Consider the following 17,818-nt stretch of genomic DNA (forward strand, 5'->3'; position numbering starts at 1 on the left):
GCGAATTTCCTCTCCGGCGCCTACGAGGTGAGCTGTCGGGTTCGGACTGGAGATGCCCGGCCACGCGAATGCGCGACTTAACCCCGAGCCGGTCCGGAATTCCGGATACCGGCGTACTACCTGGGTCCCCCGCTCCTGCCACACGTGAGTGTTGTGGGGTTTCCGGGCGGTGGCAGGATTCGGCGATCCACCCGGATTGACGGTGACCGTAAGCCGACGAGGCGCCCCCGAACAAGCCGATCGGGACAATCGGCCATGGCTGGTCATCGCCCTGCGGCGGTCCCACGGGGAATTGTCGTCACACTCCGTGGACTACGGATCTCCACGCCCCGCCCACGACCTGGTATTCGGCTTCACGGCTTCGCCACACACCGTCACGAATATGATCCTGCTCACCAGCAGGCCCGCAATCCCCCTTACTCACAAGGGGTGTTACCCACAAATAGACCGATTCGCCCGAAGTACTAGACACCTCCCGAAGCGCGCCACCGTTGTACGAATTCGCCTGCCGCCCGGCGCCCTTCCTCCACCAGCGCGTCACGCTCGTCCGGCGCGATCCCGAAGTCGGTGATCCGCACTCCGGCGCAGTCGACGACCAGGGTCCGCTGCCGGACGCCGGACCGTTCCAGGTGGGTCTGGTCGCGGCCGACCAGTGCCGTCACCACCACTTCCCCGGGCGGGCACGGCCGAGACGACGATTGCCTCAAGTACTCATGTCGTATCGTCGAATGGTGCCCAGATCGGCGAGCAACGCCGACGGCAGACACTTCAGGAGCCACCGTGACGCAGCAGCTGCCGCAGGTCCCGTCGACAGAGCCCGACCTTGCCGGAGTGCGCAACTTCCGTGATGTGGGTGGCCTGCCGACCGTGGACGGCCGGCGGGTGCGGCACGGTGTGCTCTTCCGCAGCGGGCACCTGGCGCACGCCACCGCCGCCGACGCGGTGTTCCTCGACTCACTCGGCCTCCACACGATCTTCGACTTCCGCAATGAGGCGGACCAGAAGCTGGAGGGCCCGGACGTCGAGCTGGCGGGCGTACGCAATGTGAACCTGCCACTGACCGACCCGGCCGACGGCGCCGTGTTCTGGAAGATGGTCCGCGACGGCGACCTCGACGAGCTGCGCGAGATCCTCGCGGACGGCAAGGCCGCGGGCCGGATGTCCGACACGTACCGCGAGATCATCAAGGAGCGCACCGGCGAGCACAGCCGGGTGCTGCACGCACTGGCCGAGGACAGCGTCCCGGCCCTGATGCACTGCGCGGCCGGCAAGGACCGCGCGGGGCTCTCGATAGCGGTGTCGCTGCTGGCGGTCGGTGTCGAGCGCGAGGCCATCGTGGCCGACTACCTCAAGTCGAACGACCTGCACCGCCGCTACAAGGTCAGCCGCAGCGACAACTCCCCCGTCGGGATGTCCCCCGAGGTCATGGAGCTGCTCAGCCCGCTCTTCGAGGCCCGCGCCGAGTACCTCGACGCCGCCTTCGAGACCATCGAGGAGGTCTGGGGCGGCACCGAGCGTTACCTCGCGGAGGGCCTGAGCGTCTCCCCCGAGACGCGCGAGCGGCTGCGGCTGCGGCTGCTCGACGCGGGCTGAGCGCTTCGCTGCTCCGCTTCGGTCGGCGCTCGACTCGGTCAGCGCTCGGCGCCGAGCGTGAAGAGCAGATAGACGAAGGCCGCGAAGAGGTGACCGGCGACCACGTACACGAAGAGCCGGATCATCAGCCCCCTGGGGAACTTGTCCTCGACGATGCCGCGCTTGGCGGGCCTCACACCCGCCTCTTCGCCGGCCTGCTCGTCGTCGGCCTTCTCGTCGATGGCCTTCTCATCGATCGTTTCGTCCGGCATGTCAGATCTCCTGAGGTAGGCAGAGCCCGGCGGCGGCGCTCTGCAGCAGCGTATGGACGAACAGAAGATCGACCCCGTCCGCGTGGGTGGCGGCGATGCGGTGCGGGGTCAGCGAGTCGAAGTGCGCGCTGTCCCCGGCAGCCAGCAGATGCACGCTCTCGCCGAGGGCCAGCCGCAGCTGCCCCGACAGGACATACAGCCACTCCTCACCCGGGTGTACGCGCACCAGGTCGCCCTGTGCGCCGTGCGGGACATGCACCCGCAGCGCCTGCATGGCGCGCCCGGAGCCGCCCGCCCGGTGGTACGTCCACCCGCCGGCCTCCGTGGCCTGCGCCTCGCCGGCCCGCAGCACCGCGTCGCGGTCGGGCGCACTCTCGCCGAGCAGCGCGGAGACCGTCGTACCGTAAATACGGGCCAGGGTGAGCAGCATCGGCAGCGACGGCTGGCGGTGTCCGGTCTCCAGGCGGGACAGGTGCGCGGGCGAGAGCCCGGCGCGCCGGGCGGCGGCCTCCAGGGTGAGGCCACTGTGCCGGCGCAGGTCGCGCAGTCGCGGGGCGACCGACGGCAGCCCGTCGGGCGCCTCGTCTTCGAGGCGGGGGGTCATGCTGTCCATTGAGCCAGACCCATTGCCTCAGAGGCAAATTTCTTACCCCTGAGGCAAAAGCGCGGGCTTCCCGTCCCCGGCTACCGGTTGGCGACCGCCTGTTTCACCAGTGTCCTGCCGAAGTCCCACATCAGGCCGCCGCCGCTGTGCGCGTCGTCCATGACCGCGGTGAAGGCGTCGACGAACCGGTCGACCTCCTTCTCCCCCACGGTCAACGGCGGAATGAGCTTGATGACTTCGAGGTGGTCGCCGGAGACCTGGGTCAGAATGCGGTGCTTCTGGAGCAGGGGTACGACGACCATCTGCGCGAAAAGCCCCTTGCGGGCCGCTTGCAGCATCGTCCAGCGGCTGCGCAGCTTCAGCGAGGTCGGCCGGCCGAACTCGATGCCGATCATCAGGCCCCGGCCGCGTACGTCGTGCAGCAGCTCGTAGCGGTCGATCAGTGCGGCCAGCCGCTCCCGCAGCAGATCACCGACGCGCCGGGCGTTCGCGACGGTCTCCTCGTCCTCCATCACCGACAGAACGGCGAGCCCCGCCGCCATCGCCTGGGCGTTGGAGCCGAAGCTGGCCGAGTGGACGAGCACCCGGTCCATCGACGAGTAGACCTTCTTGAAGATCCAGTCCTTGCCCAGCGTGGCCCCCACCGGCACATAACCGCCGGAGAGTGCCTTGGCGACGCACAGCAGGTCCGGCTCGACGCCCTCCTCATTCTGGTACGCGTAGAAGTCACCCGTCCTGCCCAGGCCCGTCTGGACCTCGTCGGCGATCAGCAGCGCCTTGTGCCGGCGGAGCAGCTGCTGGGCGGCGAGCAGGAACCCGGGCGGGGACGCGTGCACGCCCTTGCCCTGGATCGGCTCGACGACGAAGCCCGCGACGTCGCCGCGCTTCAGCTCCCGCTCCAGGGCCGCGAGGTCGCCGAGCTCGATGGCGGTGTCGGGCAGCAGGGGCGCGAAGCCGTCGCGGAAGCCCGCCTCGCCGTTGACCGACAGCGAGCCGGTCGTCAGGCCGTGGAAGGCGTGCGTGCAGTAGAGGATCCTGGGTTTCCCCGTGGCGTACCGGGCGAACTTCAGCGCGGTCTCGACGGCCTCGGTGCCGCTGTTGCCGAAGAACACCCGGTCCAGATGCGGGCTGTGCGTGAGCAGCTTCTCGGCGAGCAGTCCGGGCAGCGGCTGGCAGTCGAAGCGCGTCAGGTCGGCGAGCGAGGCGTCGAGCACGTCGTGCAGCGCCTTGCGTACGACCGGGTGGTGCCGGCCGAGTCCCATCACGCCGAAGCCCGCGAGCATGTCGAGGTAGTCGTTGCCGTCCGCGTCCCAGAAGTACGCGCCCTCGGCCCGCTCGTAGACCTTGTCGAAGCCGATGGTGTGCAGCATGCGCGGCAGTTGGTGGTTCAGGTGCCGTGCGTGCAGCTCGTACCGTTCGGCGCCGCGCTCGGCGAGAAGCTTCGCCAGGTCGAACCCTTTGGGCCCGCCGTCCTTCATTGACCGCTCTCCTTCACCAATGAGTTCACCACTGAGGCCTCCTTGGCCACCAGGGTGGCGCTGATGTGTCCCGCGATCTCGACGGGGGTGAGCCCGATGTCGGCCAGCACCTCGCCGCGTTTGGCGTGCGCGAGGAACTGCTCGGGGATGCCGTACGTCCGCAGCGGCACGTCCACTCCCGCGTCGCGCAGCGACTGCCCGACGGCCGAACCGACGCCGCCACTGCGGCTGTTGTCCTCGACGACCGCGACGAGGCGGTGGCGCCGGGCGAGTGGGGCGAGCTGTTCGTCGACGGGCTTGACCCAGCGCGGGTCGACGACGGTGCAGCCGATGCCGCGGCCCTTCAGCAGGTCGGCCGCCTGGAGGCAGACGGGCGCCATGACTCCGACGCAGACGAGCAGCACCTCGGGCTCGTCGGCCCGATGCAGCACATCCATGCCGCCCACCCGGTCGATCGCCTCGATCGCCGGGCCCACCGACTCCTTGGGGAAGCGCACCACGGTCGGGGCGTCGTCGACGTCGACGGCTTCGCGCAGCTGGGCGCGGAGCTGGACGGCGTCGCGGGGCGCGGCGATCCGCAGGCCGGGCACGACCTGGAGGATCGACATGTCCCACATGCCGTTGTGCGAGGGCCCGTCGACGCCGGTGACACCGGCCCGGTCGAGCACGAACGTCACCCCGCACCTGTGCAGGGCCACGTCCATCAGCAGCTGGTCGAAGGCGCGGTTGAGGAAGGTCGCGTAGACGGCCACGACGGGGTGCAGCCCGCCGGTGGCCAGTCCGGCGGCGGAGACCGCGGCATGCTGCTCGGCGATGCCGACGTCCCAGATCCGGTCGGGGAACTCCTGCGCGAACCGGGTCAGCCCGACGGGATGCAGCATGGCCGCGGTGATCGCGACCACGTCCGGCCGCTCGGCCGCGATCTTCGCGATCTCCTCGCCGAACACCGAGGTCCAGGAAGGCCCGTTGGACGGCGCCAGGGGCTCGCAGGTCAGCGGGTCCATCGCGCCGACCGTGTGAAAACGGTCGGCCTCGTCCTGCTCGGCGGCGACGTATCCGCGGCCCTTCTCGGTCAGGCAGTGCACGAGCACGGGCCCGTGGAAACGTTTGGCCCGGCGCAGCGCCGACTCGACGGCGGCGTGGTCGTGCCCGTCGATCGGCCCGACGTACTTCAGCCCGAGGTCCTCGAACATGCCCTGCGGGGCGAAGGCGTCCTTGAAGCCCTTCTTCGCACCGTGCAGCGACTCGTAGAGGGGCTGTCCGACGACGGGGGTGTGCTGGAGCACGCTCTTGCCCCAGGCGAGGAACCGCTCGTACCCGTCGGTCGTGCGGAGCGTGGCGAGGTGGTTGGCCAGGCCGCCGATGGTCGGCCCGTACGAGCGCTCGTTGTCGTTGACGACGATGATCAGCGGGCGGTCCTTGGCGGCGGCGATGTTGTTGAGCGCCTCCCAGGCCATTCCCCCGGTGAGTGCCCCGTCCCCGATGACGGCGACGATATGGTCGGTCCTGCCGAGCACCTGGTTGGCCTTGGCGAGCCCGTCGGCCCAGCCGAGGACGGTCGACGCGTGGGAGTTCTCGATGACGTCGTGCTCGGACTCCTCCCTGGACGGGTAGCCGGAGAGTCCCCCCTTGCTGCGCAGCTTCGAGAAGTCCTGCCTGCCGGTGAGCAGTTTGTGTACGTAGCTCTGGTGGCCGGTGTCCCACAGGACGCGGTCGGCGGGCGATTCGAAGACCCGGTGCAGGGCGATGGAGAGCTCCACCACCCCGAGGTTGGGCCCGAGATGCCCACCCGTTCTGGCCACCGCGTGGACCAGGAACTCGCGGATTTCAGCCGCGAGTCGGCGGATTTCGTCCTCTGTCAGCGCCTTCAGGTCGCGCGGTCCCCGGATGTCTTCCAAGATCGTCACGCTCGGTCCCCCTGCCTCTCTGATCCTCTTCAGCTCACCGTGACGGCGGGCTCTCCCGACGCGATGCCGTCCTTCTCCATCTGTTCGGCGATCTTCATGGCCTCTTCGATGAGGGTCTCGACGATCTTCGACTCGGGGACCGTCTTGATGATCTCGCCCTTGACGAAAATCTGCCCCTTGCCATTACCCGAAGCCACCCCCAGATCGGCCTCACGCGCCTCACCGGGACCATTGACCACACAGCCCATCACCGCCACCCGCAGCGGCACCTCCAGGCCGTCCAGACCCGCAGCGACCTGATCAGCCAGCTTGTACACATCCACCTGCGCCCGCCCGCACGAAGGACACGACACAATCTCAAGCCGCCGCTGCTTGAGATTCAACGACTCCAGAATCTGCAGCCCGACCTTCACCTCCTCGACCGGAGGCGCCGACAACGACACCCGGATCGTGTCCCCGATGCCCTCACTCAACAGCGCACCGAAAGCCACCGCCGACTTGATCGTCCCCTGGAACGCCGGACCCGCCTCCGTCACACCCAGATGCAGCGGATAATCCGACTTCGCCGCCAGCAGCCGGTACGCATTGACCATCACCACCGGGTCATTGTGCTTCACCGAGATCTTGATGTCGCCGAACCCGTGCTCCTCGAACAACGACGCCTCCCACAACGCCGACTCCACCAGAGCCTCCGGCGTCGCCTTGCCGTACTTCGCCATCAACCGCGCATCCAACGACCCCGCATTGACACCAATACGGATCGGCGTACCCGTCGCCGAGGCCGCCTTCGCGATCTCCTTGACCTTGTCGTCGAACTGCTTGATATTGCCCGGATTCACCCGCACCGCCGCACACCCGGCATCAATCGCCGCGAACACATACTTCGGCTGGAAATGAATGTCCGCGATCACCGGAATCTGCGACTTACTCGCGATCGTCGACAACGCATCCGCATCATCCTGCGTCGGACACGCCACCCGCACAATCTGACAACCCGAAGCCGTCAACTCCGCAATCTGCTGCAGCGTCGCCCCAATGTCGGACGTCCGCGTCGTCGTCATCGACTGCACCGAAACCGGCGCATCCCCGCCGACCGCCACCGACCCGACCTGGATGCGCCGCGAAATGCGGCGCACCGCCAGCGGCCGGGCCGGCAGCTCGGGGAGCCCCAGTACAACAGGCTCTCCAACGGTCATCACGTCACCCGCGGTTTCCCGAGACGGTCTCACGCACCGCACGCAGGGACTCCTTGAGCGAGCCCATGGTGGCGAGGACGGCCGTCGGCTCGTAGCCGCAGTGCGCCATGCAGTTGGCGCACCGCGGGTCCTTGCCGCGGCCGTACTTGCTCCAGTCGGTGTCGTCGACGAGCTCCCGGTACGTGGGGACGTATCCGTCGCTCATCAGGTAGCAGGGCCGCTGCCATCCGAAGAGCGAGTAGTTGGGGATCGCCCACGCCGTGCACGGGAAGTCCACCTTGCCCTCCAGGAAGTCCAGGAAGAGCGGCGAATGGTTCAGCCGCCAGCGCCGCCGGTTGCCGCCCGCGAAGGCTTTCTTGAACAGTTCGCGGGTCTGCTCCACGCCGAGGAAGTGCTCCTGGTCCGGGGCCTTCTCGTAGGCATACGCGGGCGAGATCATCATCTCGTCCACGTGCAGGTCGTCATTGAGGTAGTTGAGGACCTCGATGATGTTCTGGGGGGTGTCGGTGTTGAAGAAGGTGGAGTTGGTGGTGACCCGGAAGCCGAGCCTCTTGGCCTCCTTGATCGCCTCCACCGCCTCGTCGAACACGCCTTCCTTCGCCACGGATTCGTCGTGCCGCTCGCGCAGCCCGTCGATGTGCACCGCGAAGGCGAAGTAGGGCGAAGGCGTGAACTTCTTGATCTTCTTGCGCAGCAGTACCGCGTTGGTGCAGAGGAAGACGTACTTCTTCTTCGCCACCAGCTGCCGCACGATCTCGTCGATCTGAGGGTGCATCAGCGGTTCGCCACCCGCGATGGAGACCATCGGGGCGCCGGATTCCAGCACCGCGCCCACGGCCTGGGCCACGGGCATACGCTGCTTCAGCACCCCCGCCGGGTGCTGGATCTTTCCGCAGCCCTCGCATGCAAGGTTGCACGCGTAGAGCGGTTCGAGCTCAACGATGAGCGGGAACTTCTCTCGCTTGCGGAGCTTTTGTTCAAAGAGGTACGTCCCGACCCTGATGGTCTGACGGAGCGGCATGGCCATCTAGCTCACCTCCTGGGGAGCAGCAAAGAACGGTGCCATTCATGAAAAGCCGGTAGGACGGCGCGGAGAACTCGAAAGGCTGATATTCCACCCCGAACCGTCCCAATGCGGACGAGCTCATGCTCTGGAGCGTCCACGACCACTCGTACGGCCGCAACCGGGCGCGGCCCCGCGCGCAGAGCGCTCCACAGCGTCGCGGCGGATTCCATGTCCACCGCGATCGCTCCCGTGGCCCGCAGCTCGGCCCGCTCCACGCCACGTACGACATGGTCGGAGCCGGTCAGCGGGCCGGTGTGTACGGTGCGCCCGGGCACCGCTCTGGCCAGTGCCTCCGCGAGCAGCTCGTGGCCCGTGCAGGGCGTGCTGCCGCGAAAGTCGCGGGTTTCCTCGGCGACGATCAGGTCCCCGGGGCGCATCCCCGGGGCGAGGCCGGCGCAGAAGCCCGACGCGATGACGGCCGTGCCCCGGTCCTGGGAGCCGCCGAGCATCCGGGTGACGGCCGCTTCCGCCGCCCGGGGCCCCATGCCCGTACGGAGCACGGTCACGGGCCCCGGCGCGCCCCTGCGGTCGCCGCCGCGCAGGGCGAACCTCTCGATGCCCAGCGCGCAGGCGATCAGCAGGGGTGTGGGGCCGTGGGGCGCGCCGGGGCCGGTCATCGGCCCCCCTCGCGCAGGTCGCAGAAGGTGGGCTCCCCGTGGACGTACCGCCCGAGAGCGGTGAGCGGGAAGACCTGCCGGTAGAGGTTGTAATTGATGGAGAAGTCCCAGGGGAAACCGGTGCCGGTGAAATACGGCTCGTCCCAGGACCCGTCCTCGCGCTGGGTCTCGGCGAGCCAGGCGACGGCCCGCTCGACGGACTTGCCCTCCCGCTCCCCCGCCGCGAGCAGCGCGAGCAGCGCCCAGGCGGTCTGCGACGCGGTTGATACGCCGCGCCCGGCCCACTGCCTCTCCCGGTACGAACGGAGGTCCTCGCCCCATCCTCCGTCGTCGTTCTGGACGGATTCGAGCCAGCTGACGGCGCGCCGGATCGCGGGGTGCGCGTCAGGCAGTCCGGCAGCGGTCAGCGCCGGCACCACCGACCCTGTCCCGTATACGTAGTTGACGCCCCAGCGGCCGAACCAGGAGCCGTTCGTCTCCTGGTTGGCGAGCAGCCATTCGATGCCTCGCCTGGTGCCCGGATGGTGCGCCTGTCCCTCGATGGCCAGCATCTCCACCACGTGCGCGGTGACATCGGCGGACGGCGGGTCGATGACCTCGCCGAAGTCGCAGAAGGGCAGCCGGTTGGGGAACGCGCTGGTGTTGTCCGCGTCGAAGGCCCCCCAGGCGCCGTTCTTGGACTGCATCCCGAGGATCCAGCGGACCCCGCGCTCGATCGTCGCTTCCATGCGCGCACGGTCCGGGTGGGCGACGCGGCGCAGCGCGAGGATGACTTCCGCGGTGTCGTCGATGTCCGGGTAGTTGTCGTTGTGGAACTCGAACGCCCAGCCGCCCGGCTCAAGGCCGGGCCTGCGCACGGCCCAGTCGCCGGGCCGCACGATCTGCTCGGTCATCATCCAGTCGGCCGCCTTGACGAGCGCCGGATGACCGGCGCCCACGCCCGCGTCGGCGAGCCCGATGGTGGCCAGGCAGGTGTCCCACACCGGTGACTGACAGGCCTCGACCATGCGGGCGCCGTCCTCGCGCCATACGGCGAACCGGTCGAGGGACTCCAGGCCGGCGCGCATCACCGGGTGGTCCAGGTCGTATCCGAGGAGGTGCAGCGCGATCAACGAGTAGACGGCGGGCGGCTGGATGCCGCCCCAGCAGCCGTCGTTCTCCTGCCGCTCGACGATCCAGCGCGCCGCGCTCTTCATCGCGGCTCCGCGCAGCAGCCGCGGAGCGAACCGGTGATAGATGTGCAGGGCCCTGTCGAGCCGCTGGAACGCGCCGTCCCAACTGGTGGGCGGCGCAAGGCGCCTGGGCGGATTGGGCACCTGCGGATTGGTGTGCAGTTCGTCGAGCGCGAACGGCGCGGCCCGCACCGGGCGCTTCGCGGAGACGACCGTCAGCGGCACGATGGTCTGCCGGGCCCAGCAGCCGAAGTCATAGATGTTGAGCGGCACCCACTTGGGCAGCAGGATCAGCTCGGGCGGCAGCTCGGGCAGGTCGTCCCACTTCCACCAGCCGAAGAGGGCCAGCCAGATCCGGGTGAAGACCCGGCTCGCGGCGATGCCGCCGTGCTGCCTGACCCAGGCGGCGGCGCGCGCCATGTGCGGATCGTCCGGCAAGTCACCGGCCAGCCGCAGGGCGACGTACGCCTCGATGGTCGTGGAGAGCTCGCCGGGACCGCCGTGGAAGGTGGCCCAGGTGCCGTCCTCGCGCTGCTCGCCGCGGATGAACAGCGCGGCGGCCTGGACGGTCTTCTCGTCCTGGATACCGAGGAACTGACGGAGCAGCAGATCCTCGGCGTCCATGGTCACGTTGGTTTCGAGGTCGCCCTTCCACCAGCCCTGGGCGTCCTGCGCGGCGAGCAGATGCTCGACCGCCCGATCCGTGGCCCGCCGCGCGGCGTCAAGGACGTCCGCGGCGGCGGCGGGTTCGGTGGTGTGGCTGGCCGCGGCTGCCCGGGGCCCCATGGCCTCGGTGCTTCCGTCGGTCGTCGCTGTCATGGCTTCCCCTCCGTTGCAGTTGGTCCTCTGCTGTGCTGGGGGTCCGGGAGGCTAGGCCCCGGAGAGAGCGGTTATGAGCCGGGTGGTCATCATCTCTTCCGTACGACGACGAAGTCCGCGAGCGCGGTGAGCTGCGCCCGTACCTGGTGCGGCATGTCGACGCCGTCGAGCGCCTCGATCGCGACGGCGTGCTGCCTGCGGGCCTCCTGGGAGGTCCACTCGCGGCCGCCGGCCTCTTCGATCAGAGCCGCCCTGGTGGCGAACTCCGCCTCGGAGAAGCTGTCGAAGTCGTTGCTCTTGGCGTCGGCGGCGAGCAGCTCGCCGAGCTGTTCGGAGGCCGGGCCGCCCGCGGCGAGCGCGGCGACGACCGGCAGGGATTTCTTGCGCTGACGCAGGTCGCTCCAGGTCTGCTTGCCGGTGGCCGACGGGTCGCCCCAGATGCCGAGCAGGTCGTCGACGGCCTGGAAGGCGAGACCCAGGTGGTAGCCGTACGCCTCCAGGGTGTCGGCCGTCCTGTCGTCGGCGCCGCCGAGTACCGCGCCGATGGACACGGCGCAGGCAAGCAGGGCGCCCGTCTTGTTGCCCTCCATCTCCAGGCATTCCTCGACGGTGACCCGCTCGCGGTGCTCGAAGGAGATGTCCTGCGCCTGGCCGTCGATCAGCTTGCGGGTCGCGGTGGTGAGCCGGCGTGTCGCGCGCCCCGCCTCGACGGTGCCGATCTCAAGGAGCACCTCGTTGGCGAGCGCGAAGAGCGCGTCGCCGACGAGGATCGCCTGGGCCGGGCCGTGCACCTTCCACACGGTGTCGCGGTGGCGGCGCTGCTCGTCGCCGTCCATCAGGTCGTCGTGCAGCAGCGAGAAGTTGTGTACGAGCTCCACCGCCACGGCGCCGGGCACACCGGTCTCGGGCGTCGCGCCCGCGGCCTCCGCGGAGAGCAGGGCGAGCGCGGGGCGCACGGCCTTGCCGCCGTCACCGTCGGCGGGCCTGCCCTCCGCGTCGATCCACCCGAAGTGGTAGGCCGCGACGGTGTCCATGGGCGGCGCGAGCCGGTCCACGGCGGCCTTCAGCACCGGCGTGGACAGGGTGCGGCCGCGCTCCAGAAGCGCGGCGATGTCCACCGTGGTGGTGCCAGCCGGATTCACCGGGGTCACAGGCTCTCCTCTTGTTCCAATGCCAATGCTCATGCCGCCTCCTGGAGCGGATGTACATGGGGGCGGCCGAGTTCGGAGAGCGCAGCGCCCGCGGCGCTGAAGCCGCTGCGCACGGCGCTCTCCATGGTTGCGGGCCATCCGGTGTCGGTCCACGCGCCGGCCAGATAGAGGCCGGGCGCGTGGGTACGCGCGCCGGGGCGCAGCCGTCCGACGCCGGGGGTGGGGGCGAACGTCGCTGTCCGCTCCCGGGTGACGAAGAAGTCGCGTACGCCGGCGCCGCGGGCGGCGGGCAGCAGTCGCTCCAGTTCGGGGAGGTACCGGGCGCGCAGGACGGCGACCGGCTCGTCGATCTCGTCCTGGGCGGCGGACTGCGACAGGGCGAGATACTGTCCGCCGCCGCGCAGGCCCGAGGCGTCCGTGCGGTCGAAGACCCATTGGACGGGGGTGCCGAGCGCGGCGAAGAAGGGCCGGCGCAGCACCTTGCGGTCGTACACCACATGGATGTTGAGGATCGGCGCGGTGTCGATGTCCAGCAGCTTGCCGGGGTCGTCGAGTGCGCCGTCGGGCAGCAGCGCGTGGGTCTCGTGCTGGGGTACGGCGAGCACGACGGTGTCGGCCTCCAGTTGCTCGCCCTCCGCCTCGACGGTCCAACGGCCGTCGCCGGTGCGGGAGACGGCGCCCACCTTGGTGCGCAGCTCGGTGCGTACGCCCGCGGAGTCGAGTGCCTTGCGGGCGAGTGTGTCGTGCAGGTCGCCCAGCGGTACGTGCGACCAGCCGATGTCGGCGGCGCCGGGCTCGGAGAGCAGCCCGGTCTTGAAGACCATCGCGGCGAGCCCCATCGAGGCGTCCGCCGCCCGCGCGTTGAGCGTGGCGACACCGACCAGGTCCCAGAGGGCCTCGATGGCCCGCTTCGACTGGCCGTGGCGGCCGAGCCAGGTCGCGAAGTCCACGCCGTCCAGCGCCGGATCGGCCGGGTCGAGCCGCTTGAGGGCGAGGGCGGCGCGGCCCACGCTCGCGCGTTCGGCGAGGGAGAGGTGCGGATATGTGGCGAGGCCTGCGGCCAGGTGCAGCGGTACGGGCAGGTCGGTGCGGCGCAGGCGGCCGAGCCGGGGTCCTGAGGCCCGGCCGACGTCCAGCACAGGCACGTCGAGGCGTCGTTGCAGCGGGGCCAGTGCGGCTCCTTCGACGCGGTCGAGGAACCACCGGTAGGCGGTGCAGCAGCGCAGATAGACATGCTGGCCGTTGTCGACGGTGAGCTCGCCGCGGCGGAAGGAGAAGGCGAGGCCGCCCAGACGCGGGCGGCCCTCGATCAGCGTCACGCGCATTCCGGCGTCGGCGAGCTGGAGCGCCGCCGTGACACCGGCGAGGCCGCCGCCGACGACGACCGCGTGCGCCGGCGTCCCCGCGGGCGCGGTCGGCCTGCTGCCTGTCATACGCCCTCCCCTCGGGCCGCGCCGGCGATGCACTGATGGCGGGCCATTGCAGTCAGGGACGCGTCAGCCCACGGCAAGGTTGCGCGCTGGTTGTGCTCATTCGTCCCTCTAACTGCATCGCCGCACATCAGACACGCCTCCTGGCGGTCTGCCGCGAAACGTTTCTGGCGTCGAGGCCGGAGAGGCCACGCACCGCGACGTACGCCTTCTCGCGTCCGGGCAGCGAGACCCGGCCGCGCAGCACGGCCTCGGGGTCGCGCTCGATGCGGTCGAGGAGCCGCCGGTAGATGCCGGCCATGGCCGCGACACAGGCTCCGCTGCGCCGGTCGAGCAGCGGCAGCAGCCGGTAGCCCTCGGCGAACAGGGCGCGGGCCCGCCGGACCTCGAAGTGGATGAGGCCCGCGAAGTCGGACCCCTCGGGCGGCGTCGAGCTGTGGAAACCGGCGGAGCAGCCGAACTTGGCGAGGTCGTCGGCGGGCAGGTAGGTGCGCCCGTTGTCCGCGTCCTCGCGTACGTCCCTGAGGATGTTGGTGAGCTGGAGGGCGAGGCCGAGTGTGTCGGCGTACTCGGGGGCGCGTTCCGCCCCGTGTGCGCCGGTCTGCGGGCCGAACACGCCCAGCGAGAGCCGCCCGATGGCGCCCGCGACGCACCGGCAGTAGACCTTGAGGTCGTCCCAGGTCTCGTAGGTCTCGCCGCGTACGTCCATGAGGACGCCGTCAATGAGCTCGTCGAGGCCGCCGAGCGGGAGCGGGAACCGCCGCGCGGCGTCGGCGAGCGCCACCGCGACGGGGTCGGTGTCGTCCTCGTCGACGGCGTCGGCCCTGACGCGCCCGAGCAGCGCCCGGGTGTCTTCGAGCCGTACCTGCTTGACCTCGGGCGCGAGGACACCGTCGCCGATGTCGTCGACGCGCCGCGAGAATGCGTAGAGCGCCGACATCGCGTGCCGCTTGTCCGTGGGCAGCAGGCGGATGCCGTATGCGAAATTGCGCGCCTGCTGTCCCGTCACGGCCTCGCAGTAGCTGTATGCGGCGAGTACCGGTGCGGACACCTGTGCGGTTCCCTCCATGGTCCGGCTCACCCCTCTCTTCGGTTTCATCGCCAGACAGCTCCCACTGCGCGCAGCAGGCTGAGCTTGGTGGGCTTGGGTGGTCCGGGCAGTACGTCATAACCGGCGGCCGCGACCGCCGTGAGGGCGGCACGTCCGCCGGCCACGAAACCGGCGAGCAGCAGCTTGAGTCTGCCGTGGACGCTACCCACCAGTGGGGTGCCTTCATTCAGGAGGCGCCCGGCGCGTTCTGCTTCGAATGCGACCAGCGCGCGCACCGATGCGCCGGCGCTCACGGCGGCCAGGTCGGCCTCGGTTACGTGGAATCGTGCCATGTCGTCGGCAGGGAGGTAGATCCGGTCGCGGCCGAGGTCCTCGCTGACGTCCTGGAGATGTTCGACGATCTGCAGCGCGGTACAGATCGCGTCCGAGTGGCGGATGCGCTCGGGGCTCGCGGTTCCGGTGATCGCGAGGACCAGTCGGCCGACGGGGTTGGCGGACAGTTCGCAGTACGCGAGGAGCTCGTCGTACGTCGCGTAGCGCCGCACCACCTGGTCCTGCCGGTTGGCCTCGATGAGGCCGAGGAAGGGCTCGGGGGTGAGGCCGCAGCGCCGCACGGTGGGGCCCAGCGCGCGCAGCAGCGGGTGGCGCGGGGCGTCTCCGGCCGGGGCGAAGACGCGGTGCAGGTCGGCCTCGAAGGCGTCGAGCATCGTCAGGCGGTCGTCGGCCTGCGCGGGATCGAGGCCCAGCAGGCGGGCGTCGGCGCCGCCCGGTGCGAGATCGCCGTCGCCGATGTCGTCCACCAGGCGTGCGTAGCCGTACACGGCCATCAGGTCGTCGCGCCAGGCACGCGGCAGGAAGAAGGGGGCCACCGGGAAGTTCTCGTCGGCGGCCTTGGAGAGCGTGGCACGCGTGTGGGCGTCGGGACGCCCCTGCCTGACTCCGGTCATCGCGGGCTGCCGGGCGTGGGAACGGCGGAGGCTTCTCGGAGCCGGAGAGATTCCATAGCCATTGCCGTCACAGCTCCCGTTCTACACTGCCGATCCAATACATCCCTTTTCGGACACGCCGCCGGTCCTCGCGAGTGGCGGACCACCCCTCGGCCGGGGCCCGAGGAGGTATCGCCCCACTTGCCGCGAATCAGCACCGTTACAGCTTACGTTGTACAACGCTCAGCACCATGTCGGGGTGTCGCGCGCATTACAAGACCGCACCGATCAGCCCCAACCTTCCTCAAGCGGGCCGGAGTTGACGATTCCAGGGCGTTACGGGGCGCCGATTCCCGCGACCACCACGGCCAGGGTGCGCTCGATCACCCCTTCGCGCGCGGCCTCGGGCAGTCGGCGCATCGGGCCGTCGAGCATCAGCGGTGACAGCCCGTGGGGCACACCCACCCACGCGGCGGCCTCCGAGGCCGGCCGATTGCGCGCGGAGAGCCGACCCGCGTCGGCCAGGGCGTCCAGCACGCCCGTGAGCAGGGCAAAAGCCCGACATTCGGGCTCGGGACCGGCGCAAGTCACCCCGGCCCACCCGTCGCCCCCTCGCCCTGACCCTGAAGCGGGGACTGCAGAAGGCGGTGCGGAACAGGCCTGGCCGAAAGAGGGCGAAGCCGATGCAACCGCGCCCGATGGCCTTGAGCCGTATGCACGGCAGTGAGCCCCCGCCGGACGCGTCCGGCGGGGGCTCACTGCCGTGCTGGGAGACCGACCGGGCATCCCTAGCGGCCGGTCTCCTTCTCGTACGCCTTGATGACCTCGTCCGTGGGGCCGTCCATGAGCAGCTCGCCCTTCTCCAGCCACAGCACTCGGTCGCAGGTGTCCCTGATCGACTTGTTGCTGTGACTGACCAGGAAGACCGTGCCGGCCTCCTTTCGGAGCTCGCGGATGCGCTGCTCGGAGCGGATCTGGAACTTGCGGTCGCCGGTGGCGAGCGCCTCGTCGATCATCAGTACGTCGTGGTCCTTGGCCGCGGCGATCGAGAAGCGGAGCCTCGCCGCCATGCCGGAGGAGTACGTGCGCATCGGCAGCGTGATGAAGTCGCCCTTCTCGTTGATCCCGGAGAAGTCGACGATCTGGTCGTATCGCTCACGCACCTCCTCGCGCGTCATGCCCATGGCCAGGCCGCCGAGGATGACGTTGCGCTCACCGGTCAGGTCGTTCATCAGGGCGGCGTTCACGCCGAGCAGCGAGGGCTGGCCGTCCGTATAGACCTTGCCCTGCTCGGTGGGGAGCAGGCCCGCGATGGCCCGCAGCAGGGTGGACTTGCCCGAGCCGTTCGACCCGATCAGGCCGATCGCCTCGCCGCGGTAGGAGGTGAAGGAGACACCGCGTACCGCGTGCACCTTGCGCACACCGGGCGATTCACGCTTTCCGCGGCGCACCATGCGGCTGAGCGCCGCCGTGGCGCTGCCCCGCCCGCCGCCTCCGCCGTTGACGCGGTACACGATGTGCACATCGTCGGCGATGACCGTGGGGATGCGTGCCGGATTGTTGTCGTTCGAGTCATCAGCCACGGCCGTAGCGCTCCTCAGCCTTCCAGAAGTACACAAAGCCCACGGCGCCGAGGACGATCGCCCAGCCCAGCGCGACCGGCCACACGTGCGGGGGCAGGTTGCCACGGCCGTACCCGTCGATCAGGGCGAAGCGGATGAGGTCCATGTAGACGGCAGCCGGGTTCCACTGGAGCGCGTCCGTGACCCAGGGCGGTACGTCCTTGTCGGCGAGCATGATCGGGATGCTGAACATCACCCCGGACGCGTACATCCACGTACGCATCACGAAGGGCATCAGCTGCGCCAGGTCGGGCGTCTTGCTGCCCAGCCTGGCCATGATGAGGGCCAGACCGATGTTGAAGACGAACTGCAGGGCGAGCGCGGGCAGGATCAGCAGCCAGGACAGCGAGGGGTAGCTGCCGAACGCGACCACGATGATCAGCAGCACGATCATCGAGAACAGCAGCTGCTGGAGCTGCTGCAGGGCGAACGAGATGGGCAGCGAGGCTCGCGGGAAGTGCAGCGCTCTGACCAGCCCGAGGTTCCCGGAGATGGCCCGGACGCCGGCCATCACCGAGCTCTGGGTGAAGGTGAACACGAAGACGCCCGTCACCAGGAACGGGACGAAGACGTCGTGCTCGATACCTCGCTTGGAATCCAGCAGGATGCCGAAGACGAGGTAGTACACGAGCGCGTTCAGCAGGGGGGTGGCTACCTGCCACAGCTGGCCGAGCTTGGCCTGGCTGTACTGGGCGGTCAGCTTCGCCTGGGAGAAGGCGATGATGAAGTGCCGCCTGCCCCAGAGCTGCCGGATGTAATCCATCAGCCCGGGTCGGGCGCCGCTCACCGACAGGCCGTACTTGACGGCGAGCTGCGCCGGGGTAAGTCCGTCGTCGGGAGACGGCGGGGCGCTTGTCGCGACCGCTCCGTCTTGGGTTGTCTCACTCACAAGTTGAAACTTTCGTGTTCAAGATGCGCAGGCAGTGGGGGCGCAG

At 69.6% G+C, this 17,818-nt stretch carries 17 protein-coding genes and 1 riboswitch; of the genes, 1 reads left to right on the forward strand and 16 read right to left on the reverse strand.

Features of this window, described 5'->3' with window-relative positions; all coding sequences use genetic code 11:
• Window positions 1–2 precede the first annotated feature (2 nt).
• Window positions 3–179: riboswitch (cyclic di-AMP (ydaO/yuaA leader) on the reverse strand.
• A gap of 285 nt (window positions 180–464) precedes the next feature.
• On the reverse strand, window positions 465–662 hold the full coding sequence (locus tag ABCR94_RS28675; RefSeq protein ID WP_347123190.1) for a hypothetical protein: 198 nt from the start codon (window positions 660–662) through the stop codon (window positions 465–467).
• Between the two features lie 118 nt (window positions 663–780).
• Between ABCR94_RS28675 and ABCR94_RS28680 the strand changes: the two genes are divergently transcribed.
• Window positions 781–1,593, forward strand: a complete 813-nt coding sequence (locus ABCR94_RS28680; RefSeq protein ID WP_347123192.1) for a tyrosine-protein phosphatase — start codon at window positions 781–783, stop codon at window positions 1,591–1,593.
• A gap of 38 nt (window positions 1,594–1,631) precedes the next feature.
• Here the strand turns inward: ABCR94_RS28680 and ABCR94_RS28685 are convergent, their stop codons facing one another.
• The 15 genes from ABCR94_RS28685 to ABCR94_RS28755 all read right to left on the reverse strand — a co-directional run bounded on the left by ABCR94_RS28685 (window position 1,632) and on the right by ABCR94_RS28755 (window position 17,772).
• Window positions 1,632–1,844 carry a DUF6126 family protein gene (locus ABCR94_RS28685; protein WP_347123193.1) on the reverse strand — a complete coding sequence of 71 codons (213 nt, stop codon included), beginning with the start codon at window positions 1,842–1,844 and terminating at the stop codon, window positions 1,632–1,634.
• A gap of 1 nt (window position 1,845) precedes the next feature.
• Entirely contained in the window at window positions 1,846–2,457 is a 612-nt protein-coding gene (locus ABCR94_RS28690) for a helix-turn-helix domain-containing protein (protein ID WP_347123195.1), read from the reverse strand.
• A gap of 71 nt (window positions 2,458–2,528) precedes the next feature.
• A complete protein-coding gene (locus ABCR94_RS28695; RefSeq protein ID WP_347123197.1) occupies window positions 2,529–3,926 on the reverse strand; it encodes an aspartate aminotransferase family protein in 1,398 nt (465 codons plus the stop codon).
• Window positions 3,923–5,833 (reverse strand): 1-deoxy-D-xylulose-5-phosphate synthase, encoded by a 1,911-nt coding sequence (gene dxs, locus ABCR94_RS28700; RefSeq protein WP_347123199.1) that lies wholly within the window; start codon window positions 5,831–5,833, stop codon window positions 3,923–3,925. Before dxs ends, ABCR94_RS28695 begins: the two co-directional genes overlap by 4 nt.
• 29 nt (window positions 5,834–5,862) lie before the next feature.
• Window positions 5,863–7,029 carry a flavodoxin-dependent (E)-4-hydroxy-3-methylbut-2-enyl-diphosphate synthase gene (ispG, locus tag ABCR94_RS28705; protein WP_347123201.1) on the reverse strand — a complete coding sequence of 389 codons (1,167 nt, stop codon included), beginning with the start codon at window positions 7,027–7,029 and terminating at the stop codon, window positions 5,863–5,865.
• 4 nt (window positions 7,030–7,033) lie between these two features.
• Entirely contained in the window at window positions 7,034–8,056 is a 1,023-nt protein-coding gene (gene hpnH / locus ABCR94_RS28710) for an adenosyl-hopene transferase HpnH (protein ID WP_347123203.1), read from the reverse strand.
• 5 nt (window positions 8,057–8,061) lie between these two features.
• Window positions 8,062–8,712: a phosphorylase family protein gene (locus ABCR94_RS28715; protein ID WP_347123204.1), complete on the reverse strand. Its 651-nt coding sequence runs from the start codon at window positions 8,710–8,712 to the stop codon at window positions 8,062–8,064.
• Window positions 8,709–10,703, reverse strand: a complete 1,995-nt coding sequence (gene shc / locus ABCR94_RS28720; RefSeq protein ID WP_347123205.1) for a squalene--hopene cyclase — start codon at window positions 10,701–10,703, stop codon at window positions 8,709–8,711. The genes ABCR94_RS28715 and shc overlap by 4 nt, the downstream gene beginning before the upstream one ends.
• 89 nt (window positions 10,704–10,792) lie before the next feature.
• Window positions 10,793–11,887: a polyprenyl synthetase family protein gene (locus tag ABCR94_RS28725; protein ID WP_347123207.1), complete on the reverse strand. Its 1,095-nt coding sequence runs from the start codon at window positions 11,885–11,887 to the stop codon at window positions 10,793–10,795.
• Window positions 11,884–13,287 carry a hydroxysqualene dehydroxylase HpnE gene (gene hpnE, locus ABCR94_RS28730; protein ID WP_347123209.1) on the reverse strand — a complete coding sequence of 468 codons (1,404 nt, stop codon included), beginning with the start codon at window positions 13,285–13,287 and terminating at the stop codon, window positions 11,884–11,886. The genes ABCR94_RS28725 and hpnE overlap by 4 nt, the downstream gene beginning before the upstream one ends.
• 127 nt (window positions 13,288–13,414) lie before the next feature.
• Entirely contained in the window at window positions 13,415–14,353 is a 939-nt protein-coding gene (hpnD, locus tag ABCR94_RS28735; protein ID WP_347123210.1) for a presqualene diphosphate synthase HpnD, read from the reverse strand.
• Between the two features lie 26 nt (window positions 14,354–14,379).
• Window positions 14,380–15,282, reverse strand: coding sequence for a squalene synthase HpnC (hpnC, locus tag ABCR94_RS28740; RefSeq protein WP_347123212.1), 903 nt, complete (start codon window positions 15,280–15,282; stop codon window positions 14,380–14,382).
• Between the two features lie 315 nt (window positions 15,283–15,597).
• Window positions 15,598–15,798 (reverse strand): hypothetical protein, encoded by a 201-nt coding sequence (locus ABCR94_RS28745; protein WP_347123214.1) that lies wholly within the window; start codon window positions 15,796–15,798, stop codon window positions 15,598–15,600.
• Between the two features lie 251 nt (window positions 15,799–16,049).
• On the reverse strand, window positions 16,050–16,844 hold the full coding sequence (locus tag ABCR94_RS28750; protein WP_347123216.1) for an ABC transporter ATP-binding protein: 795 nt from the start codon (window positions 16,842–16,844) through the stop codon (window positions 16,050–16,052).
• Window positions 16,837–17,772 (reverse strand): ABC transporter permease, encoded by a 936-nt coding sequence (locus ABCR94_RS28755; protein WP_347123217.1) that lies wholly within the window; start codon window positions 17,770–17,772, stop codon window positions 16,837–16,839. Before ABCR94_RS28755 ends, ABCR94_RS28750 begins: the two co-directional genes overlap by 8 nt.
• Window positions 17,773–17,818: the final 46 nt, after the last annotated feature.

The sequence above is a fragment of the Streptomyces changchenzhani genome (genome assembly GCF_039766235.1).
In the GTDB taxonomy this organism is placed as follows: domain Bacteria; phylum Actinomycetota; class Actinomycetes; order Streptomycetales; family Streptomycetaceae; genus Streptomyces.

What these genes read in the sequence shown, in the direction of transcription:
- shc (WP_347123205.1), bottom strand. Translation starts at nt 10,703, where the DNA reads ATGACAGCGACGACCGACGGAAGCACCGAGGCCATGGGGCCCCGGGCA.
- hpnD (WP_347123210.1), bottom strand. Translation starts at nt 14,353, where the DNA reads ATGGAGGGAACCGCACAGGTGTCCGCACCGGTACTCGCCGCATACAGC.
- ABCR94_RS28690 (WP_347123195.1), bottom strand. Translation starts at nt 2,457, where the DNA reads ATGGACAGCATGACCCCCCGCCTCGAAGACGAGGCGCCCGACGGGCTG.
- ispG (WP_347123201.1), bottom strand. Translation starts at nt 7,029, where the DNA reads ATGACCGTTGGAGAGCCTGTTGTACTGGGGCTCCCCGAGCTGCCGGCC.
- ABCR94_RS28725 (WP_347123207.1), bottom strand. Translation starts at nt 11,887, where the DNA reads ATGAGCATTGGCATTGGAACAAGAGGAGAGCCTGTGACCCCGGTGAAT.
- hpnE (WP_347123209.1), bottom strand. Translation starts at nt 13,287, where the DNA reads ATGACAGGCAGCAGGCCGACCGCGCCCGCGGGGACGCCGGCGCACGCG.
- ABCR94_RS28695 (WP_347123197.1), bottom strand. Translation starts at nt 3,926, where the DNA reads ATGAAGGACGGCGGGCCCAAAGGGTTCGACCTGGCGAAGCTTCTCGCC.
- hpnH (WP_347123203.1), bottom strand. Translation starts at nt 8,056, where the DNA reads ATGGCCATGCCGCTCCGTCAGACCATCAGGGTCGGGACGTACCTCTTT.
- ABCR94_RS28685 (WP_347123193.1), bottom strand. Translation starts at nt 1,844, where the DNA reads ATGCCGGACGAAACGATCGATGAGAAGGCCATCGACGAGAAGGCCGAC.
- hpnC (WP_347123212.1), bottom strand. Translation starts at nt 15,282, where the DNA reads ATGACCGGAGTCAGGCAGGGGCGTCCCGACGCCCACACGCGTGCCACG.
- ABCR94_RS28715 (WP_347123204.1), bottom strand. Translation starts at nt 8,712, where the DNA reads ATGACCGGCCCCGGCGCGCCCCACGGCCCCACACCCCTGCTGATCGCC.